We start from the raw sequence: 22,055 nt of genomic DNA on the forward strand, positions 1-22,055 counted from the left end.
GGTGCGGGTGATGATGGCCGGAGCGGGGGACGGGGCGCCGGGATCTCCGTCGGGGGACCAGATCTCCCGGATCGTGGGAAGCGGCTGTTGGCAGCGGCGGAAAAGATCACGTGAGAGTCGTGGGTCATCGCGTCGTTCCGGCGTTCGAGTTAGGGTCGGCCAGGTTTGCGGCGGTCGGCAAGTGACTGTCGGTGATCCGAGGGGGCTCGGTTGATCGAGTTCCGATCCGTGCGCAAGGAATATCCCGGGGGCGCGGTCGCGGTCGACGACGTGGACCTGGCGGTCGAGGCGGGCACGATCACCGTGCTCGTCGGTCCGTCCGGCTGCGGGAAGACCACCTTGCTGCGCATGGTGAACCGCATGATCGACCCGAGCGCGGGCACCGTGCTCGTGGACGGGCGGGACGTGCGCGACGCCGACCCGGCGGTGCTGCGCCGCGGCATCGGCTACGTCATCCAGCAGGCCGGGCTGTTCCCGCACCGCTCCGTGCTGGACAACATCGCCACCGTGCCGAGGCTGTTCCGCGGTTCCCGCCGCGACACCCGGCGGCGCGCGCAGGAACTGCTGGACCTGGTGGGGCTGCCGGCCTCGCTCGGCGACCGCTACCCGGCGCAGCTCTCCGGCGGCCAGCAGCAGCGCGTCGGCGTGGCCCGTGCCCTCGCCGCCGATCCGCCGGTGCTGCTGATGGACGAGCCGTTCAGCGCCGTCGACCCCGTGGTCCGCGAAGGGCTGCAGGACGAGCTGCTGCGGTTGCAGGGCGAACTCGGCAAGACCGTCCTGTTCGTCACCCACGACATCGACGAGGCGGTGAAGCTCGGCGAGAAGGTCGCCGTGCTGCGCACCGGCGGGCACGTCGCCCAGTACGCCGCACCCGACGAGCTGCTCGCCCGGCCCGCCGACGACTTCGTCACCTCCTTCATCGGGCGCGACCGCGGCTACCGGCGGCTGTCGTTCGCCGACGGCGGTGGGATCGAACCCGGCGAGGTCCGCACCGTTTCCCTCGGCGACGTCCCCGGCCGCACCGGCGACGAGTGGGTGCTCGTCCTCGACGCCGACCGCAGGCCCCGCGGCTGGCTGCCGCCGCGCACCACCGCGGACGAACCCCTCACCGAGGACGTGCTGGTCGCGGGCGGCTCGCTGCACACCCGCGGGACGGCGCTGCGCGGCGCGCTGGACGCGGCGCTGTCCGCGCCGTCCGGGCTCGGCGTCGTCGTCGACGAGGACGGCGGGTACGTCGGCGTCGTCGGCGCCCGGCACGTGCTCGACGTCATCGAGGCCGGGCGCGGGGAGCGGCCGTGATCGACGAGCTCGCGCACTACTTCTCCAGCCCCAGCAACCGCGAGGTGGTGCTGGAATCCCTCGGGCAGCACATCTACCTCGCGCTGGTGCCGCTGGTGCTGGGCGCGTTGCTGGCGGTGCCCGCCGGGCGGCTCGCGCAGCGGGCGCCGAAGCTGCGCGGAGTGCTGCTGGGCTCGATGAACGTGCTCTACACGATCCCCTCGCTGGCCCTGTTCGTGATCATCCCCGTGGTGATCGGGACCGGTGCGACCGCCGCGATCAACGTGGTCATCGCGCTGACCATCTACAACGCGGCGCTGCTGGTGCGACCCGTGATGGAAGGTCTCGACTCGGTGCCCGAGCACGTCGTCACCGCCGCCACCGCCCTCGGCTACCGGCCGCGCCGCCGGTTCTTCGCCGTCGAGGTGCCGCTGGCGCTGCCGGTGCTGAGCACCTCGCTGCGGGTCGCCTCGGTCAGCAACGTCAGCCTCGTCAGCGTCGGCGCGCTGATCGGCATCGGCGGGCTCGGCCGGTTGTTCACCGACGGGTTCCAGCGGGACTACCTGACTCCGATCCTGATCGGCGTGGTGCTCACGCTCGCGCTGGCGATGGTCGGGGACCTGCTGATCGTGGCGCTGCGCAGGCTGTGCACCCCGTGGCAGCGGGCGAGCGCGGGGGGACGCTGACATGATCATCAACGAGCTGGTCGCCTGGTTGTCGGACCCGGAGCACTGGCTGTCCTCCACCGGGCTGCTCGCCCAGACGGGCAGGCACCTGTACTACTGCGTGCTGTCGGTGCTGTGCGCCTCGATCATCGCGATGCCGATCGGGCTGTGGATCGGGCACACCGGCCGCGGCGGCGCCACCGTCGTCGTGCTCAGCAACTCGCTGCGGGCGCTGCCGACGCTCGGCCTGGTCACCCTGTTCGTGCTCGTCGCGGGCATCGGCGAGGCGCCCACGCTGGCCGGGCTGGTGATCCTGGCGATCCCCGCGGTGCTCTCCGGCGCCTACGCCGGGGTGCAGAGCGTGCCCGCCGAGGTGCGCGACGCCGCCAAGGGCATGGGCATGACCCCGATGCAGCAGCTGTGGCAGGTGGAGCTGCCGAACGCAGCGCCGCTGCTGTTCGGCGGGGTGCGCACCGCGATGCTGCAGGTCGTGGCCACCGCCTCCGTCGCCGCGTACGTGGGCCTCGGCGGGCTCGGCAGCATCCTGCTCGAAGGCATCAAGACCTACGACTACGGCCAGACGCTCGCCGCGGCGCTGTGCATCGCGCTGCTGGCGGTACTGCTCGACGTGCTGCTGAGCAGGCTCTCGCGAGCCGTCACGCCGCGCGGCATCCGCAGCGGCCCGCCTGCAGCCGCCACGAGCACCGGCTGAACACGTGTCCACTGCGACGGGAAGAAGCACGCCGTGAAGCGATGGGGAGCGCTGGCGCTGGCCGGCTTGGCGTTGGTCGGGGTCGCGGGCTGCGGCGGCGACCCGTTCCAGGCCGGGGACGGCACGAACGGGGCGCTGGTCGTCGGCTCCGCCGACTTCACCGAGAGCGAACTCGTGATGGAGATCTACGCCGAGGCGCTGCGGCGCACCGGCGCCGACGTCGACACCAAACCCCGCATCGGGGCGCGCGAGACCTACGTCAACGCCGTCGCCCAGGGCGAGCTGTCGGTGATGCCCGACTACACCGGCAACCTGCTGCAGTACGTCGACGAGAACGATCCCGCCACCGAATCGGGGCAGGTCTACGACGCCCTGCGGCGGAAGCTGCCGCCCGGGCTGGACGTCCTCGACCAGGCGCCCGCCGAGGATTCCGACGTGCTCACCGTGACCCGCCGCACCGCCGACAGCGGCATCGGCACGCTGGAGGACCTCGGGCCGCGCTGCGGCGAATTCGTGCTCGGCGCCCCCGCCGAGTGGAAGACGCGGTGGGAGCAGCGCATCGCCGAGGTCTACGGCTGCACCTTCGCGGAGATCCGCAACCTCGAAGCGGGCACCGTCACCGTGGACGCGCTCACCGGCGACACCGTGCAGGTCGCGAACCTGTTCACCACGTCCTCGCAGATCGCCGCGAACGACCTGGTGCCGCTGCGGGACACCCGCGACATGTTCCCGGCCCAGCACGTGGTGCCGCTGGTCGGCGAGGGCAGGCTGACCCCGCCGCAGGCCGAGGCGATCGACCGGGTGTCGCGGGCGCTGAGCACCGAGGACCTCACCGAGCTCAACCGGCGGCTCGAAGTCGACAAGGCCAATCCCACCGATCTCGCCAAGGAATTCGTCGCCGCAGTGGGTGCGTGACACCCCTCGGCGCGTCCCGGCGGCCGGAGGAGCGTGCGCTCCGCGCTGATCCACTCCGGCTGCTGGCGAAATCTGATTCCCTTTCGGGCTCGCCCGGTGTCGCCGCATCGTGCGAGCAACCGGTCGACGCAGCGTGACGCGGTCAACCATGGTGTGGGGCGCGGCCCACTTTTGCGCTACTGGAAGTGCTGGAGTTCGGGATCGGTGCGATGGTTTTGTCGCCGATCACCGAGAGGTTCGAACCTCGTCCTTCTCGGGTGGCTCGGTTGAATCCGATTCAGCAACAACGAGGGGAAATCTCGCATGCGTACTTCTACTCGCCTCCTTGGTGCGGCCGCGGTCGCCGTGGCTCTGCTCGGTGCCGGCTCCACGACGGCGTTCGCCGGTGGGCACGACGACCCGGCTGTCTCCAGCGAGTCCGGTGACGGGGGTGCCGGTGGCTCTGGTGGCATCGGGGTGAATGTGCTCTGCGGCCTCGGCGTTCTGGGCTCGGGCTCGTGCTCCGCCTCCGATGGCGGGGACGGTGGCGGTTCGGGCGCTGAGACCGGCATCGGCAACACCGAGGGCTGACAGCTCGACCTTTCCGCCGCGGGAAAGAAGTGCCCGGATCCCGTTCGAGGGGTCCGGGCACATCGCTGTTCTCGACGTTCAGCGCAATGAAGATCGGCGATCTCGCGAACCTGGACGACCATGCGGAACGCCGTCGCCCGATCGCTCGGTCGTTCAGCGGGTGGCGGCCTGGCTCGCGCGCGGGCCGCGAAGCGAATCGGTCAATCGCCGCCGACGGTCATCAGTCCGGAGTGAAGATCGAATATTTGTCGACAGGAAATCGTTGATCGTGCGTCTTTGCGGGTGAAGCCGCTCGTCGCACCGCCGCTGTTTAAACGAACGGGTTACTTCTAAACCACTTTAGTGCTACTGAAGATGCAGGAGAGCGAGGTCGGTGCGATGGTTTTGTCGCCGATCACCGAGAGGTTCGAACCTCGTCCTTCTCGGGTGGCTCGGTTGAATCCGATTCAGCAACAACGAGGGGAAATCTCGCATGCGTACTTCTACTCGCCTCCTTGGTGCGGCCGCGGTCGCCGTGGCTCTGCTCGGTGCCGGCTCCACGACGGCGTTCGCCGGTGGGCACGACGACCCGGTCGTCACCAGCGAGTCCGGTGACGGGGGCGCCGGGGGCGCTGGTGGCACCGGCCTGAACCTGCTCTGCGGCATCGGCATCCTGGGCTCGGGCTCGTGCTCCGCCGCCAACGGCGGCGACGGTGGCGGTTCGGGCGCTGAGACCGGCATCGGCAACACCGAGGGCTGACAGTGCCGCCTCTTCGAGGTGGGAGATGCCCGGCCCCCATTCTTCGGAGGGGGCCGGGCATATCGCTGTTCTCGACGTCTCCGCGTGACGACGATCGGTGATAGCGTGACGGCGCCCGAAGCGATTTTAGCGGCGCCCATCGATTCGCCCGGTCAGGTCCTCGGCTGCAATCCGCACCTTGTCGGCGAGCTCCGGCCAGGTCGCACCGCAACTCGTACGCCCAGCCGGTTCGCACACGTGCCGGAACGTCACGCTGATCGCCGCCGACGGCCACCGGTCCGGCCCGAACACCGGGCACGCCACCGAAGCGAACCCGCCGGTCACGTGCCCGTCCTCCACCGCCCAACCCAGGCGGCGCTCCGCGTCCAGCACGCGGCGCAACTCCGGCAACGTCCGCGGCCCCCGCTCGGTGCGGCTCGCGAACCCCGCCGGGAACGACGCCCGCACCTGCGCGGCAGGCAGGTGCGCCAACATCGCCCGCCCCGACGCCGTCAAGTGCGCGGGCAACCGCACCCCCACATCGGTGACCAGCGTCTGCGCCCGCGACGGGCGCTGCTGCAGCAGGTACAGCAGCTCACCACCGTGCAGCACCCCCAGGTGCGCGGTGCACCCCACCTCGTCCACCAGCCTGCGCAGCACCGGGCTCGCCAACCGCTCCAGCGGATCGGCGCGCAAGTACGCCGAACCCAGCTCGAACGCCGCCACCCCCAGCGCGAACCGGCGCTCCTCCGGCAACCGCACCACGAAACCGGCCGCCACCAGCTCCGCCAGCAAGTGGTACGTCGTCGACCGCGGCAACCCCAGCTCCCGCGCCAGCGCCCCCGCCGACACCGGCGCCGCCCGGCCCGCCATCGCCGTCAAGATCGCCAGCCCGCGCCGCAGCGCGGGCACCTCGCTGCTGGCTCCCACCGGACCTCCCCGCGACGTCTGGAATCCCAGACGGAACCACCCTAACCGGGCTTCTGCGCCGCGCCGCACCCGTGTGACATGGAGGAATGCGACACGTGCACAAGTTGGTGGCCGGCGAGCTGACCCGGCAGCAGGTCGTCGACATCGCCCGCGGCGGCACCGCCGTCGAGCTCGACCCCGACACCGAACGCGCCGTCGAAGGCACCCGCAGGCACATCGACGCGCTCGCCGCCGCCGAGGAACCCACCTACGGCGTCTCCACCGGGTTCGGCGCGCTCGCCGTCCGGCACATCCCCGCCGAACGGCGCACCGCCCTGCAGCAGTCCTTCGTCCGCTCGCACGCCGCCGGCGCCGGGCCCGCCGTCGAAGCCGAAGTGGTGCGATCCCTGATGCTGCTGCGGCTGCGCACCATCAGCACCGGCCACACCGGCGCCCGGCTCAGCACCGCCCGCGCCCTCGCCGCCGCGCTCAACGCGGGCATCGTGCCCGTCGTGCACGAACACGGCTCCCTCGGCTGCTCCGGAGACCTCGCGCCGCTCGCCGCCGTCGCGCTCGCCCTCACCGGCGAAGGCCACGTGCTCGCGCCGGACGGGACCACCCGCCCCGCCGCCGACGCGCTCGCCGACGCCGGCATCGAACCCGTGGTGCTCGCCGAGAAGGAAGGCCTGTCGCTGACCAACGGCACCGACGGCATGCTCGGCATGCTGGTGCTCGCGCTGCACGACCTCGCCGAACTGCTGGAGATCGCCGACCTCACCGCCGCGATGAGCGTCGAAGCGCTGCTGGGCACCGACCGGGTCTTCGCCGCCGACCTGCACGCGCTGCGCCCGCACCCCGGGCAGGCCCGCTCCGCCGACCGCATCCACCGGCTGCTCGCCGGATCCGAGATCGTCGCCAGCCACCGCGGCCCCGGCTGCACCCGCGTGCAGGACGCCTACTCGCTGCGCTGCGCACCCCAGGTGCACGGCTCGGCCGCCGACGCCGTCGCGTTCGCCGAGACCGTCGCCGACCGCGAACTCGCCGCCGCCATCGACAACCCCGTCGTCCTCGACGACGGCCGCGTCGAATCCAACGGCAACTTCCACGGCGCCCCGCTCGCGCACGCCCTCGACTACCTGGCGATCCCGCTCGCCGACGTGGCGAGCATGGCCGAACGCCGCACCGACCGGATGCTCGACGTGGCCCGCTCGCACGGGCTGCCCGCCTTCCTCGCCGACGACCCCGGCGTCGACTCCGGGCACATGATCGCGCACTACACGCAGGCCGGAGTCGTCGCCGAGCTCAAACGGCTCGCCGCGCCCGCCTCCGTCGACTCCATCCCCACCAGCGCCATGCAGGAGGACCACGTGTCGATGGGCTGGGCGGCGGCCCGCAAGCTGCGCCGCGCCCTCGACGGGCTGCGCACCGTGCTCGCCGTCGAACTGCTCACCGCCGCCCGCGCCCTCGACCTGCGCGCCCCGCTCGCACCCGCGCCCGGCACCGCCGCCGCCCGGGACCTGCTGCGCACCCGCGTGCCGGGGCCCGGACCCGACGCGCACCTCGCCCCGCAGATCGCCGAGACCGAAGCGCTGCTGCGCTCCGGTGCCGTCAACACCACCGTGCAGAACCACCTGGGAGGCTGAGCATGAGCACCGGACCCCGGCCCGTGCGCGCGGCGCGCGGCACCACCCGCACCGCCCGCTCCTGGAGCACCGAAGCACCGCTGCGGATGCTGCAGAACAACCTCGACCCGGACGTCGCCGAACGCCCCGACGACCTCGTCGTCTACGGCGGAACCGGCCGCGCCGCCCGGAACTGGGCCAGCTACGACGCCATCGTCGCCGAGCTCCGCGCCCTCGCCGAGGACGAGACGCTGCTGGTGCAGTCCGGCAAACCCGTCGGCGTGCTGCGCACCCACGAATGGGCACCGCGGGTGCTGCTGGCGAACTCGAACCTCGTCGGGGACTGGGCGAACTGGCCCGAATACCGCAGGCTCGACGCGCTCGGGCTCATGATGTACGGGCAGATGACCGCCGGATCGTGGATCTACATCGGCACCCAGGGCATCCTGCAAGGCACCTACGAGACGTTCGGCGCCGTCGCCGCCAAGCGCTTCGGCGGCAGCCTCGCCGGAACGCTCACCGTCACCGCCGGACTCGGCGGCATGGGCGGCGCGCAACCCCTCGCCGTCACCATGAACGGCGGCGCCGCGCTCGTCGTCGAATGCGACCCCGAACGCGCCCGCCGCCGCGTGCAGCACCGCTACCTCGACGTGCTCGCCGACGACCTCGACGACGCCGTCGAGCAGGCCGTCGCCGCTCGCGATCAGCGCCGCGCCGTGTCCATCGGCGTCATCGGAAACGCCGCCGAAGTGCTGCCGGAACTGCTGCGGCGCGGCGTGCCCGCCGACATCGTCACCGACCAGACCTCCGCGCACGACCCGCTGTCCTACCTGCCGCGCGGCGTCGACCTCGACGACTGGGCGGACTACGCGGCGCAGAAGCCCGACGAGTTCACCACCCGCGCCCGCGACTCCATCGCCGAGCACGTCGAAGCGATGGTCGGCTTCCTCGACGCGGGCGTCGAAGTCTTCGACTACGGCAACTCGCTGCGCGGCGAAGCCGTCGAAGCCGGCTACGCGCGCGCCTTCGACTACCCCGGCTTCGTGCCCGCCTACCTGCGGCCGCTGTTCTGCGAGGGCAAAGGCCCGTTCCGCTGGGCCGCGCTGTCCGGCGACCCCGCCGACATCGCCGCCACCGACCGCGCGATCCTCGACGAGTTCGGCGAGGACGAGCACCTGGCCCGCTGGATCCGGCTCGCCGGGGAGAAGGTCGCGTTCCAAGGGCTGCCCGCCCGGATCTGCTGGCTCGGCTACGGCGAACGGCACCGCGCCGGGCTGCGGTTCAACGAACTCGTCGCCTCCGGCGAGGTGTCCGCGCCGCTCGTGCTCGGCCGCGACCACCTCGACAGCGGATCCGTCGCCTCCCCCTACCGGGAGACCGAGGGGATGGCCGACGGATCCGATGCCGTCGCCGACTGGCCGCTGCTCAACGCGCTGGTCAACACCTCTTCCGGCGCCACCTGGGTGTCGGTGCACCAGGGTGGCGGCGTCGGCATGGGCCGCTCGCTGCACGCCGGGCAGGTCACCGTCGCCGACGGCACCGAGCTCGCCGCCCGCAAGCTCGAACGCGTCCTGACCAACGACCCCGGCACCGGGGTGCTGCGGCACGCCGACGCCGGCTACGACCGCGCCCGCGACGTGGCCGCCGAACGCGGGCTGCGGCTGCCGATCGCGGGGGAGGGGCGATGAGCACGTCCCGGCTGCTCGCCGAGCTCGACGACGTCGGCCGCGACCGGCGCCGCGGCGGCTACTCCCGGCACGTCTTCGACCGCGGGGAACGCGAACTCCGCGAGTGGTTCGCCGAACAGGCCGGGCGTCGCGGCCTGCAGGTCGAGACCGACCGCAACGCGAACCTGTGGGCGTGGTGGGGAGAACCCGGTGACGACGCCGTCGTCACCGCCAGCCACCTCGACTCGGTGCCCGGCGGCGGGGCCTTCGACGGGCCGCTCGGCGTGGTGTCCGCGCTCGCCGCCGTGGAGTCGTTGCGCGACAGCGGGTTCCGGCCGCGGCGACCGCTCGCCGTCGTCGCGTTCGCCGAAGAGGAAGGCGGCCGGTTCGGGGTACCGTGCCTCGGTTCCCGGCTGCTCAGCGGCGGCATCAGCCGCGACGCCGCCTGTGCGCTGCGCGACCCCGACGGCACCACCTTCGCCGAAGCGATGCGCGCCGCCGGGCACGACCCGGAACGCGCCGGGCGCGACGACGCGGCGCTGCGGCGCATCGGACGCCTGGTGGAACTGCACGTCGAACAGGGCAAGGGCCTCATCGACCTGCACCGGCCCGTCGCCGTCGCCGACAGCATCCTCGCGCACGGGCGCTGGCGGTTCCGGTTCCGCGGCGAAGGCAACCACGCCGGAGCCACCCCGATCGGCGACCGCCGCGAAGCCGCCGCCCGCGAGCAGGCCCGCGCCACCGTCGGCCGCGTCGAAGCCACCCCCGGCGGCACCAACGTCATCGCCTCCGCGGTGGACCTGTGGCTGGACGCCCGAGCCCCGCTGCACCCCGCCGCCCGGGCCCTCGTCGACGAGATCGCCCGGCACGCCCACGAGCACGCCCACGACGAAGGCTGCACCGTCGAGATCACCGAAGAGTCCTACGGCGACACCGTGCACTTCGACCCCGGGCTCCGCGACGAACTCCGCGCCCAGCTCGACGACGCTCCCGTGCTGCCCACCGGAGCCGGGCACGACGCCGGAGTCCTCGCCGCCCACGCGCCCACGGCCATGCTGTTCGTCCGCAACCCCACCGGCGTCAGCCACGCACCCGAGGAGCACGCCGAACCCGACGACTGCGCCGCAGGCACCACGGCGCTCGCCGACGTCCTCCGGAGGTGGACCGCATGACCTACTGGTGCGAACACGCCTGGCTCGACGACGGGCCGCAGGCCGGCGTGCTCGTCGACGTCGACGGCACCACCATCACCGCCGTCACCCGCACCGACGACCCGCCCCCCGGAGCCACCCGGCTGCCCGGGCTCGTCATCCCCGGCCTCGCCAACGCCCACTCGCACGCCTTCCACCGCGGGCTCCGCGGGCGCGCCACCGGACGCGGGACCTTCTGGACCTGGCGCGAGCAGATGTACGCGCTCGCCGGACGGCTCGACCCCGACAGCTACCTGCGGCTCGCCACCGCCACCTACACCGAGATGGCGCTCGCCGGGATCACCTGCGTCGGCGAATTCCACTACCTGCACCACCCGCCCGGCGGCGGCCGCTACGACGACCCCAACGCGATGAGCGCCGCGCTCGCCCAAGCCGCCCACGACGCCGGGATCCGGCTCACCCTCCTCGACACCTGCTACCTCACCGGCGGCTTCGACACCCCCGCCGAAGGCGTGCAGCTGCGGTTCAGCGACGGCGACGCCACCGCCTGGGCCGACCGCGTCGACCGGTTCCGCGTCGACTGCGGCCGGGTGCGCCTCGGCGCCGCCGTGCACTCCGTGCGCGCCGTCCCCGCCGGGCAGATCCCGCACCTCGTCGGCTGGGCGCAGCGCGGCGGCACCCCGCTGCACGTGCATCTGTCCGAACAACGCGCCGAGAACGACGCCTGCCGCGCCGCCCACGGCCGCACCCCGACCGAACTCCTCCACGAGCACGGCGCCCTCGGCCCCAGCACCACCGCCGTGCACGCCACCCACCTCACCGAGCACGACCTGCGACTGCTCGGCGACACCGGCACCGGCAGCTGCCTGTGCCCCAGCACCGAGGCCGACCTCGGCGACGGCATCGGACCCGCCCGCGCGCTGCACGACGCGGGCAGTCCGCTGTCCCTCGGCAGCGACGGGCACTCCACCATCGACCTGCTCGCCGAAGCCCACGCCGTCGAAGCAGGACAACGGCTGCGCGCCGAAACCCGCGGGCACTTCGACACCCCGCGGCTGCTCGACATGGCCACCACGAACGGGCACCGCGCCCTCGGCTGGCTCGACGCCGGACGCATCGCACCCGGGCAGCGCGCCGACCTCGTCGCGCTCGACCTCGACGGGCCCCGCCTCGCCGGCGTCCCCCTGGGCGGCGTGCCCACCGCCGCCCGCGCCGACGACGTCCGGGACGTCATCGCCCACGGCCGCGCCATCGTCCGCGACCGCGCCCACGAACACGTGCCCGACCCGGCCCGGCGCCTCCGGCGGGTGCTCGCCGAACTCAGCTGACCACCGACGCGGACGGAACACCATGACCAGCACCGCCATCACCGGCATCGGCGAACTCACCACGAACGACGACGAGCTCGGCACCCCCGGCAGCGCCGCGCTCGTCCTCGACGGCGACCGCATCGCCTGGGTCGGACCCGCCCACCGCGCACCCGCCGCCGACCAGGCTCTCGACGTCGATGGCCGCGCCGTGCTGCCCGGCTGGGTCGACAGCCACACCCACCTGCTGTTCGCCGGCGACCGCACCGACGAGTTCACCGCCCGCACGAACGGCGAGCCCTACGCCGCGGGCGGCATCGCCGTCACCGTCGACGCCACCCGCGCCGCCACCGACGACGAACTCCGCACCAACCTGCGCCGCCACCTCGACGAAGCCGCGTGGAACGGCACCACCTGCGTCGAGACCAAGACCGGGTACGGGCTCACCGTCGCCGACGAACTCCGCGCCGCCCGCATCGCCGCCACCGAAGCCGACGACGTCACCTTCCTCGGCGCGCACCTCGTGCCGCCCGGCGAAGACCCCGACCGCTACCTCGACCTCGTCCGCGGCGACATGCTCGACGCCGTCGCACCCCACGTGCGCTGGTGCGACGCGTTCTGCGAACGGGGCGCCTTCGACGCCGAGCAGACCCGGCGGGTGCTGCGCGCCGCCGCCGACCGCGGACTCGGGCTGCGCGTGCACGGCAACCAGCTCGGGCCCGGACCCGGCGTGCGGCTCGCCGTCGAACTCGGCGCCGCCAGCGTCGACCACTGCACCCACCTCGAAGCCGAGGACATCGCCGCGCTCGCCGGATCCGGCACCGTCGCCACCCTGCTGCCCGCCTGCGACCTCTCCACCCGGCAGCCGCTGCCGCCCGCGCGGGAACTCCTCGACGCCGGGGCGACCGTCGCGCTCGCCTCCAACTGCAACCCCGGCTCCTCCTACACCACGTCCATGGCGTTCTGCGTCACCACCGCCGTGCTCCAGATGCGGATGACCGTGCCCGAAGCGATCCGCGCCGCCACCCTCGGCGGGGCGCGGGCGCTGCGGCGCGACACCGGCGACGGGGCCGTCGGCGTGCTCCGGCCCGGTGCGCGCGCCGACCTGCACGTCCTCGACGCGCCCAGCGCCTCCTGGCTGGCGTACCGGCCCGGGGTGCCGCTCACGCACGCGGTGTGGCGAGCGGGGGAGCGGGTGCGGTGAGGAAGGGAACCTTCCTGTCACGAGGGCGAGGAAGGGAACCTTCCTGTCACGGGCGCGGTGAAAGGAACCTTCCTGCCACGACGGGCGGAAGGGAAACCTCGCTGCCACGGATGCGGTGCGGGGACCTTCCTGCCATCCGTGGGATGACGGGAACCTTCCGGTCATCCCGGAGCGGGGGAGGGGCTCAGTCGTCGTCCGCGTCGTCGCGGGCGAGGAAGGTCGCGAGGCGCTCGGTCGCGTCCTCGAACGCCGGGTTCAGGTCCACGAAGACCCGCATCCGGTCCGCGACCCACGCCAAGGTCACCTCGTCGTCACCGCGACGCTCCTCGAGCTCCTCGATGCCCCGGTCGGTGAAGTACACCGTCTCCTCCTCCACGTGCGAACCGGCGGCAGCGCACCGCCGGAGCTGACAGCAAGGGAACCTTACTGTCACACGTGGCAGGAAGGTTCCCTTCATCGCACCCCTCCGGGCGCGCAAAAAACGGGCCGCCGGTTCCCGGAGGAACCGACGGCCCGCGGCAGGCCCGGTCAGCCCGCTTGGGTGGCGGGCCGGACGATCCGTTCGGCTTGTTCGAGCAGGCTCCGCAGCTTCCGCGCTTCGAACGCGCTGATCCCGGTGACCTGAGCGGTCGTGCGGTTCGCCGCAGCGACGCAGACGGTCCGGATCCACTCGGACTGGCTGAGGCCCGCGGTCGCCGCGGCTTCGCGGATCGCCGCTGCCTCCTCGCGGCTCATCCGGAACGAGGTCGACACGTTGAGCGGCTGGGCCACCTCGACCGCGATCTCTTCGGCGTCGTCGAAGTCCGCTTCGAGCTCCTCGCGGTGCAGCTGGTGCCATTCGGCCTCGTCGGAAGCTGCACCATCGTGCGGGTCCCGGGTCATGTCGCCTCCCAAGCCGTGATCGGACGAACGGTCGAGGACGGTTCGTCGTAGGCGATGGCCACCAAGATCGGGCGGCCGCCGCGCGTGCGGCCGAGCAGGAGGTGCGACGCGGCCCTGGCTCGCTTGTTCCGAGCCACCTTCGTCGGGTTGGAGATCGCCTGGTCGATCTCGTCCGCCGAGACGCCGTGGCGGGTGGCGTGTCCAGATTCGCGTCATCCCACTCGATCGACTCGATCCGCATGGCCGATCAATGTATTACGCAGGTTAGTTCGCGTATTACGCGGTGGCAAGATGGGGAACGTCGCCCTCGGACGATGAAGGGAACCTTCCGGTCACCACTGGCAGGAAGGTTCCCTTCATCGCACCCCTCCGGGCGCGCAAAGAACGGGCCGCCGGTTCCCGGAGGAACCGACGGCCCGCGATCGTGCGCAAGGATCAGGCGAAGGCGTTCTGCACCACTTCGGCCTGCTCCACGTCGTGCACGGCCTTGAGACCGGTGGCCGGGGCGGCCATCGGACGCCGCGACACGCGCTTGAGCCCGCGCATCCGCTCGGGGAACAGCTCCGGCAGCGCGAGGCCGAGGAACGGCCACGGGCCCTGGTTCGCCGGTTCTTCCTGCGCCCACCGGATGTCGGTGGCGTTCGGGTAGCGCTCCAGCAGCGCGCCGAGCTTGCGGTGCGGCAGCGGGTACAGCTGCTCGAGCCGCACCAGGGCCGTGTCGGTGTGGCCCTGCTTCTCCTTCTCGGCGGCGAGGTCGTAGTAGAGCTTGCCGGAGCAGAACACGATCCGACGCACCGCCGACGGGTCCGGCTGCGCCGGGTCGTCGATCACCGAGGTGAACTTGCCCTCGGTGAAGTCGGAGACGGAGCTCGTCGCGGCCTTCATCCGCAGCATCGACTTCGGCGTGAACACCACCAGCGGACGGTGGATGCCGTCCAGCGAGTGCCTGCGCAGCAGGTGGAAGTAGTTCGCCGGCGTCGACGGCAGCGCCACCGTCATCGACCCCTCGGCGCACAGCTGCAGCCAGCGCTCGATGCGGGCCGAGCTGTGGTCGGGGCCCTGGCCCTCGTGGCCGTGCGGCAGCAGCAGCACCACGTCGGAGCGCTGCCCCCACTTCGCCTCACCGGACGAGATGAACTCGTCGATGATCGACTGGGCGCCGTTGAAGAAGTCGCCGAACTGCGCCTCCCACAGCACCAGCGCGTCCGGGTTGGCCACGGAGTAGCCGTACTCGAAGCCCATCGCCGCGAACTCGGACAGCGCCGAGTCGTAGACGAGGAACTTCGCCTGGTCCTCGCCGAGGTTCTGCAGCGGGGTGTACTCGGTGCCGTTCTTCCGGTCGATGAGCACCGAGTGCCGCTGGCCGAAGGTGCCGCGCCGCGAGTCCTGGCCGGTGAGCCGCACCGAGCGGCCCTCCATCGCCAGCGACCCGAACGCGAGCAGCTCGCCGAAGCCCCAGTCGATCTCGCCTTCGCGGGCCATCTTCGCGCGCCGCTCCAGCACCGGCTTGACCCGCGAGTGCGGGGTGAAGCCCTCGGGCAGGTCGACGTGCGCGTCGGCGATCCGCTCCAGCGTGGCCGGGGAGATCGCGGTGACCAGCTTCGTCGGCACCTGCTGCTCGGACTCCACCGAGGGGCTGGGCTCCGGCGGGTGCTTCTCCAGCTCGCGGACCTCGTTGAACACGTGCTCCAGCTGGGAGGCGTAGTCCTTGAGCGCCTTCTCGGCTTCTTCGACGGTGATGTCGCCGCGGCCGATGAGGGACTCGGTGTAGGTCTTGCGGACGCTGCGCATCTTGTCGATCGCGTCGTACATCGACGGCTGCGTCATCGACGGGTCGTCGCCCTCGTTGTGCCCGCGGCGGCGGTAGCACACCATGTCGATCACGACGTCCTTGCCGAAGGCCTGGCGGTACTCCACGGCCAGCTTCGCGACCCAGACGCACGCCTCGGGGTCGTCGCCGTTGACGTGGAACACCGGCGAACCGATCATCTTAGCCACGTCGGTGGAGTACTTGCTGGACCGCGAGTGCTCCGGGGCGGTGGTGTAGCCGACCTGGTTGTTCACGATCACGTGCACGGTGCCGCCGGTGCGGTAGCCGCGCAGCAGCGACAGGTTCAGCGTCTCGGCGACCACGCCCTGACCGGCGAACGCGGCGTCGCCGTGCAGCAGCACCGGCAGCACCGTGAAGCCTTCCTGGCCCTTGTCCAGGATGTCCTGCTTGGCGCGGACGATGCCCTCCAGCACCGGGTCCACGGCCTCCAGGTGCGAGGGGTTCGAGGTCAGCGACACCTTCGTCTCGCCGTCGCCGAACATGCGGAAGTACTTGCCCTCCGCGCCCAGGTGGTACTTGACGTCACCGGAACCGTGCGCCTGGCCCGGGTCCAGATTGCCCTCGAACTCGCGGAAGATCTGCGAGATCGGCTTGCCGACGATGTTCGCCAGCACGTTCAACCGGCCGCGGTGCGGCATGCCGATGACGACCTCGTCGAGGTCCGCGGCGGCCGAGGAGTCCAGCACCGCGTCCAGCAGCGGCACCACGGTCTCGGCGCCCTCCAGCGAGAACCGCTTCTGCCCGACGTACTTGGTCTGCAGGAACGTCTCGAACGCCTCGGCGGCGTTGAGCTTCGAGAGGATGTACTTCTGCTCGGACTGCTCCGGCTTCTCGTGCGGCTTCTCGACCCGGTTCTGCAGCCACTCGCGCTCGTCCGGCTCCAGGATGTGCATGTACTCGACGCCGACGGTGCGGCAGTACGAGTCGCGCAGCACGCCCAGCACGTCGCGCAGCGACATCCGCTCCTTGCCGGCGAACCCGCCGACCGCGAACTTCCGGTCCAGGTCCCACAGCGTCAGGCTGTGCGAGAGGACGTCGAGGTCCTCGTGCCTGCGCTGCCGGTAGTTCAGCGGGTCGATGTCGGCCATCAGGTGACCGCGGGTGCGGTAGGCGTCGATCAGCTCCAGCACCCGGGCGGTCTTGTCGACCGCGCCCTCCGGGATGTCCTGGGTCCAGCGGATCGGCTCGTACGGGATGCGCAGCGACGAGAAGATGTCGTCGAAGAACTTGTCCTCGCCCAGCAGCAGCTGGTGCACCTTGCGCAGGAAGTCACCGGACTCGGCGCCCTGGATGACCCGGTGGTCGTAGGTCGAGGTCAGCGTCACGATCTTGCTGATGCCCATGTCGACCAGGGACTTCTCCGACGCGCCCTGGAACTCGGCCGGGTAGTCCATCGCCCCGACGCCGATGATCGCCGACTGGCCCTTGGTCAGCCGCGGCACCGAGTGGTTCGTGCCCGACGGGCCCGGGTTCGTCAGCGAGAACGTGGTGCCCGCGAAGTCGTCCGCGGTCAGCCCACCGGTGCGGGCCTTGCGGATGATGTCCTCGTAGGCCTGCCAGAACTGCTGGAAGGTCATCTCCTCGCAGCCCTTGATGGAGGCAACGACGAGGTTGCGCGAGCCGTCCTTGGCGGGCAGGTCGATCGCGAGACCGAGGTTCACGTGCTCCGGGGTGACCGCCGCGGGCTTGCCCTTGGCGTCCTCCCCGTAGTGGCGGTTCATGTTCGGGTAGTCCCGCATCGCCCGCACCAGCGCGTAGCCGATGAGGTGCGTGAACGAGACCTTGCCGCCCTTGTTCCGCTTCAGGTGGTTGTTGATCACGATGCGGTTGTCGAACAGCAGCTTCGCCGGGACCGCCCGCACGCTCGTCGCGGTCGGCACCTCCAGCGACTGCTCCATGTTCTTGGCGATCGCCGCGGCCGCACCGCGCAGCGGCTTCGTCTCCTCACCCGCACCGGAGCTCTTCACCGGAGCCGCCTTCGCGGCCTGCTGCGGGGACGGCTTCGGCTCGGCCGCCTTGGCCGGCTTCGGCGCGGGGGCCTGCGCCGCGGCGGCCGGGCGAGCCTGCCCGTTGCCCTCGCTGCGCGTGGCCGTCGCAGTAGTCGTTCCCGACACCGTTGTCGTCGTCGCGGTCGACCCGGCTCCTGCCGCGGCGGTGGAGTTGTCAGCGGCTACCGAGACCGAGGTCGCCTGCCCCGGCTTGTAGTCGGCGAAGAACTCGTGCCACGCGGAGTCCACCGAAGCGGGATCTTGGAGGTACTGCTCGTACATCTCCTCGATCAACCACTCGTTGGGGCCGAACTGTGACGCAGGGCTGCTGCTGGACACGGCTGGCGTTCGCCTCGATCCATCTGCTCGTGATGTACACACACTCAAGTACCAGGCTAGCGGTCCGTTTAGTGCGGTTGGCACACAGTGCGGGCCTGGTGGAGAAGAGCTCGGTCACAGGATCGATCAGGAAAGTCCCTCACCAGGCAAACATGACCCGTTCGGGCGTGGTCCTCGATCACTGGCATCCGTACTATGCGCCGACTCGCCGCCCGTGCTCCGGTCGGCCTCCGCCCCGTCTGTCGCCTGCGGACGGCACAACGTTTCGGTCACGACCGCTGTTCTCGCCGTTCGGGACGACCCGGTCCGACCGGCGAGAACAGGTGACGCGGCGTGCCCGGGCCCACCCGTGCGGTGAGCACGTCAGGGGGAGGTGCGAAGCGGGTCCTGCGCCGAGTCACCGGGCCGCACCGGCTCGTGATCGGGCCCGCCCGGCCCCGGCGCATGATCACCGGCCCGCCACAGCCGCGCGTAGTGGCCGTCCCGCGCCAGCAGCTCCGCGTGCGCACCGTCCTCCACCACGCGGCCGCCGTCGACCACCACGATCCGGTCCGCCCGCGCCGCCGTGCCCAGCCGGTGCGCCACCACGAACGTCGTGCGCCGCGCCGCCAGCCGATCGCTGGCCGACACCACCAGCGACTCCGTCGCCGGATCCAGCGCGGCCGTCGCCTCGTCCAGCAGCAGCAGGTCCGGCCGCACCAGCTCCGCCCGCGCCAGCGCCACCAGCTGCCGCTGGCCCGCCGACAACTCCCGGCCGCGCTCGCCGACCTGCTGGCGGAACCCGCGCCGCAACATCGCGATCCCCGGCAGCGCACCCACGTCCCGCGCCGCCGCCTCCACCTCCGCGTCCGACGCCGACGGCCGCCCGTAGGCGATGTTCGCGGCCACGTCCCCCGCGAACAGGTAGCCCTCCTGCGGGACCACCGCCAGCCGGTGGTGGAACCCGGACAGCTCGTAGCGGCGCACGTCCACCCCGTCCACCAGCAGCTCGCCGTCCGTCACGTCGTAGAACCGGGCCAGCAGCTTCACCAGCGTCGACTTCCCCGCACCCGTCGGGCCCACCAGCGCCACCGTCGTCCCCGGCTCCACCCGCAGCGACACTTCCCGCAACGCGTCCCGCTCCGCACCCGGGTAGCGGAACGACACCGACCGCAGCTCCACCGCGCCCGCCAGCCGGTCCGGCACCGCCACCGGCGCCGCGTCCTGCGGCACCGACGTCGGGGTCCGCAGCAGATCTCCGATGCGGCGCAACCCCACCCGCGCCTGCTGGTAGCCGTCGAACACGCCCGACAACTGCTGCACCGGCGAGAAGAACATCCCCAGGTACAGCAGGAACGCCACCAGCACCCCCGCGGTCAGCTCACCCGAGGCGACCCGCGTCGCGCCCACGCCCAGCACCGCCGCCTGCGCCAGCTCCGACAGCAGCGCCGTGAACGGGAAGTACGTCGCGATGTAGCGCTGCGCCCGCAGCCGCGACCGCCGGTACGCGTCGCTGCGCTGCGCGAACACCTTCGCCGAATAGCGCTCGCGGCGGTGCGCCTGCGCGACCCGCAGCCCCGACACGTTCTCCTGCAGGTCCGCGTTGACCGTGCTGACCCGCTCCCGCGCCTCCGCGTACGCCGTCGACGACACCCGCCGGAAGATCACCGTCGCCACCACCAGCGGCGGCAGCACCGCCAGCGCCACCAGCGCCAGCGACAGGTCCGTCACCAGCAGCGCCACCGCGATCCCCACGATCGTGAACGCGCTCACCACCGCCGTGGCCAAGCCCGTCTGCAGGAACGACGACAACGCGTCCACGTCCGTCGTCATCCGCGTCATGATCCGGCCCGCGAGTTCCCGCTCGTAGTAGTCCAGCCCGAGCCGCTGCAGGTGCGCGTAGCTGCGCACCCGCAGCAGGTACAGCAACGTCTCGCCGGTGCGGGCCGTCACCACCGTCTGCACCTTGATCACCAGCCAGCTCACCAGCACGATCACCGCGCCGACCGCCGTCACCAGCCACAACGTCCCCGGATCCCGCGCGTCCACCCCGCCGTCCACGCCGTGGCGCACCAGTGACGGCAACGCGACCGACCCCAGCGCGTCCGCCGCCACCAGCAGCACCGTCAACGCCAAGCCCCACCGGATCGGCCGCAACAACCGCGCCAACCGGAACCCCGGATCGGGCGCCGTCGCGTCCACCCCGGACAGCCGCGGCGCCGCCACCGCCGGCGGCAGCGCGCGCAGGCCCTCCGCCAGCTCCGGGGTCAACGGCGTCGCCGCACCCGAACCGCCGCGAGTGCCGCGCACCCCGCCCGGCACCGCCACCGCGCGCGTCCGCTCCGGTTCCTCCGCCGCCGGCCACAGCTCGGCGGTCGGGGCCGCATCGGCCGGCACCGGATCCGGCTCCGCCGCACCCGCCGCGTCGATCTCCTCCCCGGGGCCGGCCAGCAGCGAGCGGAACAACCCGCACCGCTCCCGCAGCTCCTCCTGCGTGCCCACGTCCACGACCCGGCCCGCGTCCAGCACCGCGACCCGGTCCGCCAACGCCAACGTCGACCGGCGGTGCGCGATCAACAACGTCGTGCGCTGCGCCGTCACCGACCGCAAAGTGTCGTGGATCGCCGCCTCCGTCGCCGGATCCACCGCCGACGTCGCATCGTCGAGCACCAGGATCCGCGGATCCGACAGCAGCGCCCGCGCCAACGCCACCCGCTGGCGCTGGCCACCCGACAACGTCAGGCCCCGCTCACCGACCAGCGTCCCGTAGCCCTCCGGCAGCGCCGCGATGAAACCGTGCGCCTCCGCCGCGCGCGCCGCCGCCTCCACCTCCGCGTCCGTCGCGTCCGGGCACCCGTAGGCGATGTTCCCGCGGATCGAATCCGAGAACAGGAACGCCTCCTCGAACACCACGCCCACCGCCGAACGCAGCGACTCCAGCCGCAGGTCCCGCACGTCGTGCTCGGCCCCGCCGTCCGCCGCGCCGATCCGCACCGCACCGTGCTGCACGTCGTAGAACCGCGGCAGCAACAACGACACCGTCGACTTGCCCGACCCCGCCGGACCCACCAGCGCCACCGTCTCGCCCGGCTCCACCAGTAGCGATACGTCCCGCAACACCTGCTGGTCCCGGGTGTAGCCGAAACCGACCCCGTCCAGCCGGACCCGCAGCGGCACCTCCGGCAGAGCCACCGCACCCGGCCGGTCCCGCACGTCCGGCCGCGAATCGATCAGGTCCGTGATCCGCTCCATGCCCGCCCGCGTCAACTGGCCCTGCACCAGCACGCTCGCCATCATCCGAGCCGGGCCGCCCAACATCGCCACGTACGCCGCGAACGCCACGAACGTGCCCAGCCCCACCTGGCCGTGCAGCGCCATCCAACCGCCGAGGCCCAACACCCCCACCTGGCCCGCCGCGGGCAGCACCGACAAGCTCGCCTGCGGGAGCGACGTCATCCGCGCCGTGCGCAGCCGCTCCGCGAACAACCGGCGCGCACCCGACTCCAACCGGGCCACCTCGCGGGCCTCCTGGCCGAAGCCCTTCACCACCCGGACTCCGGACACCGTCTCCTCGACGTGCTGGGCGATGTCCGCCGCCCGCTGCTGCGCCGACCACGTCGCCGGGAACAACCGCTTCTTGCTGCGCGCCGACACCGCCGCGATCAACGGCACCACCACCAGCACCACCGACGTCAGCAGCGGCGACAACCACACCATCGCCACCAGCGCGAACGCCATCAGCACCACGGTCCCGGCCGCCAGCGGCACCATCGACAGCAGCGCATTCACCAGCTGCAGATCGCTGATCGCCCGCGACGCCACCTGGCCCGTGCGCAACGCGTCCTGCTTGCCGCCGTCCAAGCGCTGCACCGAGCCGAACACCGCGCGCCGCAGGTCGTGCTGCACGTCCAGCGCCAACCGGCCCGCCGAATAGCGGCGCACGAACGCCGCCCCGAACCGGAACACCCCCAGCCCCGCCAACGCCGCCGCGAACCACCACAACCGATCGGTGCCGCGCGCCACCGCGTCGTCCACCGCCGCCTTCGTGATCAGCGGGACCAGCGCCTCCAAGCCCACCGCCGCCACCGACGCGCCCAACGCCAGCAGCATCGCGACCGGGTGCCGCCGGCAGGCGGCGAACAATCGGCGGATCCAACCAGGACGGGAACATTCGCTGCCGGAGTCGCTCACCAGGCCAGGTTAGGTGCCGGGGACGACGGGGATCCGGGGGCGCGGCGGCGGCGCACCGGCGCTCACCTGAGCGAGGAAGGGAACCTTCCGGTCATCGACGTGAGGAAGGGAACCTTTCGATCACAGG

At 72.1% G+C, this 22,055-nt stretch carries 17 protein-coding genes and 1 pseudogene; 12 read left to right on the top strand and 6 right to left on the bottom strand.

Features of this window, described 5'->3' with window-relative positions:
- Positions 1–210 precede the first annotated feature (210 nt).
- The 7 genes from LCD35_RS01125 (at position 211) to LCD35_RS01155 (ending at position 4,879) form a co-directional block, all read left to right on the top strand.
- Positions 211–1,299 (top strand): ABC transporter ATP-binding protein, encoded by a 1,089-nt coding sequence (locus LCD35_RS01125; protein WP_224958259.1) that lies wholly within the window; start codon positions 211–213, stop codon positions 1,297–1,299.
- Positions 1,296–1,964 carry an ABC transporter permease gene (locus LCD35_RS01130; RefSeq protein ID WP_224958261.1) on the top strand — a complete coding sequence of 223 codons (669 nt, stop codon included), beginning with the start codon at positions 1,296–1,298 and terminating at the stop codon, positions 1,962–1,964. Before LCD35_RS01125 ends, LCD35_RS01130 begins: the two co-directional genes overlap by 4 nt.
- Before the next feature lies 1 nt (position 1,965).
- Complete coding sequence (locus LCD35_RS01135) at positions 1,966–2,655, top strand: ABC transporter permease (protein WP_224958263.1); 690 nt, start codon at positions 1,966–1,968, stop codon at positions 2,653–2,655.
- A gap of 33 nt (positions 2,656–2,688) precedes the next feature.
- Complete coding sequence (locus tag LCD35_RS01140) at positions 2,689–3,570, top strand: ABC transporter substrate-binding protein (RefSeq protein ID WP_224958264.1); 882 nt, start codon at positions 2,689–2,691, stop codon at positions 3,568–3,570.
- A 303-nt stretch (positions 3,571–3,873) separates the two neighbouring features.
- Positions 3,874–4,140, top strand: coding sequence for a hypothetical protein (locus tag LCD35_RS01145; protein ID WP_224958267.1), 267 nt, complete (start codon positions 3,874–3,876; stop codon positions 4,138–4,140).
- Between the two features lie 86 nt (positions 4,141–4,226).
- Complete coding sequence (locus tag LCD35_RS01150) at positions 4,227–4,406, top strand: hypothetical protein (RefSeq protein WP_224958269.1); 180 nt, start codon at positions 4,227–4,229, stop codon at positions 4,404–4,406.
- Between the two features lie 206 nt (positions 4,407–4,612).
- Complete coding sequence (locus LCD35_RS01155) at positions 4,613–4,879, top strand: hypothetical protein (RefSeq protein WP_224967352.1); 267 nt, start codon at positions 4,613–4,615, stop codon at positions 4,877–4,879.
- 126 nt (positions 4,880–5,005) lie between these two features.
- Here LCD35_RS01155 and LCD35_RS01160 read toward each other — a convergent pair whose 3' ends face one another.
- Positions 5,006–5,788: an IclR family transcriptional regulator gene (locus tag LCD35_RS01160; protein WP_224958272.1), complete on the bottom strand. Its 783-nt coding sequence runs from the start codon at positions 5,786–5,788 to the stop codon at positions 5,006–5,008.
- A gap of 86 nt (positions 5,789–5,874) precedes the next feature.
- On the opposite strand from LCD35_RS01160, the gene hutH reads away from it, so the two are divergent.
- The 5 genes from hutH to hutI are packed head-to-tail and all read left to right on the top strand — an operon-like array spanning position 5,875 to position 12,718.
- A complete protein-coding gene (gene hutH, locus LCD35_RS01165) occupies positions 5,875–7,410 on the top strand; it encodes a histidine ammonia-lyase (protein ID WP_224958274.1) in 1,536 nt (511 codons plus the stop codon).
- Between the two features lie 2 nt (positions 7,411–7,412).
- Complete coding sequence (gene hutU / locus LCD35_RS01170; protein ID WP_225043582.1) at positions 7,413–9,077, top strand: urocanate hydratase; 1,665 nt, start codon at positions 7,413–7,415, stop codon at positions 9,075–9,077.
- On the top strand, positions 9,074–10,228 hold the full coding sequence (locus tag LCD35_RS01175) for an allantoate amidohydrolase (protein ID WP_225043583.1): 1,155 nt from the start codon (positions 9,074–9,076) through the stop codon (positions 10,226–10,228). The genes hutU and LCD35_RS01175 overlap by 4 nt, the downstream gene beginning before the upstream one ends.
- Positions 10,225–11,535, top strand: a complete 1,311-nt coding sequence (locus tag LCD35_RS01180; protein WP_225043584.1) for a formimidoylglutamate deiminase — start codon at positions 10,225–10,227, stop codon at positions 11,533–11,535. Before LCD35_RS01175 ends, LCD35_RS01180 begins: the two co-directional genes overlap by 4 nt.
- A 22-nt stretch (positions 11,536–11,557) precedes the next feature.
- On the top strand, positions 11,558–12,718 hold the full coding sequence (hutI, locus tag LCD35_RS01185; protein WP_225043585.1) for an imidazolonepropionase: 1,161 nt from the start codon (positions 11,558–11,560) through the stop codon (positions 12,716–12,718).
- 184 nt (positions 12,719–12,902) lie between these two features.
- Here hutI and LCD35_RS01190 read toward each other — a convergent pair whose 3' ends face one another.
- The 5 genes and pseudogenes from LCD35_RS01190 to LCD35_RS01205 form a co-directional block, all read right to left on the bottom strand.
- Positions 12,903–13,079, bottom strand: coding sequence for a DUF6104 family protein (locus LCD35_RS01190; protein WP_224958280.1), 177 nt, complete (start codon positions 13,077–13,079; stop codon positions 12,903–12,905).
- Between the two features lie 167 nt (positions 13,080–13,246).
- A complete protein-coding gene (locus LCD35_RS01195) occupies positions 13,247–13,600 on the bottom strand; it encodes a hypothetical protein (protein ID WP_224958281.1) in 354 nt (117 codons plus the stop codon).
- Positions 13,597–13,779: pseudogene (locus LCD35_RS30660) on the bottom strand (hypothetical protein); the annotation flags it as partial. The pseudogene LCD35_RS30660 and the gene LCD35_RS01195, both read right to left, overlap by 4 nt.
- A gap of 256 nt (positions 13,780–14,035) precedes the next feature.
- Positions 14,036–17,758 carry a multifunctional oxoglutarate decarboxylase/oxoglutarate dehydrogenase thiamine pyrophosphate-binding subunit/dihydrolipoyllysine-residue succinyltransferase subunit gene (locus LCD35_RS01200; RefSeq protein WP_225043586.1) on the bottom strand — a complete coding sequence of 1,241 codons (3,723 nt, stop codon included), beginning with the start codon at positions 17,756–17,758 and terminating at the stop codon, positions 14,036–14,038.
- A gap of 363 nt (positions 17,759–18,121) precedes the next feature.
- Positions 18,122–21,847 (bottom strand): ABC transporter ATP-binding protein, encoded by a 3,726-nt coding sequence (locus LCD35_RS01205; RefSeq protein ID WP_225043587.1) that lies wholly within the window; start codon positions 21,845–21,847, stop codon positions 18,122–18,124.
- Positions 21,848–22,055 lie beyond the last annotated feature (208 nt).

The sequence above is a fragment of the Saccharopolyspora sp. 6V genome (genome assembly GCF_020176785.1).
In the GTDB taxonomy this organism is placed as follows: Bacteria; Actinomycetota; Actinomycetes; order Mycobacteriales; family Pseudonocardiaceae; genus Saccharopolyspora_C; species Saccharopolyspora_C gregorii.

Bases quoted from the DNA above. Each gene is read 5' to 3' on its own strand.
- hutI (WP_225043585.1), top strand. From the start codon at position 11,558: ATGACCAGCACCGCCATCACCGGCATCGGCGAACTCACCACGAACGAC.
- hutU (WP_225043582.1), top strand. From the start codon at position 7,413: ATGAGCACCGGACCCCGGCCCGTGCGCGCGGCGCGCGGCACCACCCGC.
- LCD35_RS01175 (WP_225043583.1), top strand. From the start codon at position 9,074: ATGAGCACGTCCCGGCTGCTCGCCGAGCTCGACGACGTCGGCCGCGAC.
- LCD35_RS01145 (WP_224958267.1), top strand. From the start codon at position 3,874: ATGCGTACTTCTACTCGCCTCCTTGGTGCGGCCGCGGTCGCCGTGGCT.
- LCD35_RS01135 (WP_224958263.1), top strand. From the start codon at position 1,966: ATGATCATCAACGAGCTGGTCGCCTGGTTGTCGGACCCGGAGCACTGG.
- LCD35_RS01205 (WP_225043587.1), bottom strand. From the start codon at position 21,847: ATGCTGCTGGCGTTGGGCGCGTCGGTGGCGGCGGTGGGCTTGGAGGCG.
- LCD35_RS01180 (WP_225043584.1), top strand. From the start codon at position 10,225: ATGACCTACTGGTGCGAACACGCCTGGCTCGACGACGGGCCGCAGGCC.
- LCD35_RS01150 (WP_224958269.1), top strand. From the start codon at position 4,227: ATGAAGATCGGCGATCTCGCGAACCTGGACGACCATGCGGAACGCCGT.
- LCD35_RS01155 (WP_224967352.1), top strand. From the start codon at position 4,613: ATGCGTACTTCTACTCGCCTCCTTGGTGCGGCCGCGGTCGCCGTGGCT.
- LCD35_RS01195 (WP_224958281.1), bottom strand. From the start codon at position 13,600: ATGACCCGGGACCCGCACGATGGTGCAGCTTCCGACGAGGCCGAATGG.
- hutH (WP_224958274.1), top strand. From the start codon at position 5,875: ATGCGACACGTGCACAAGTTGGTGGCCGGCGAGCTGACCCGGCAGCAG.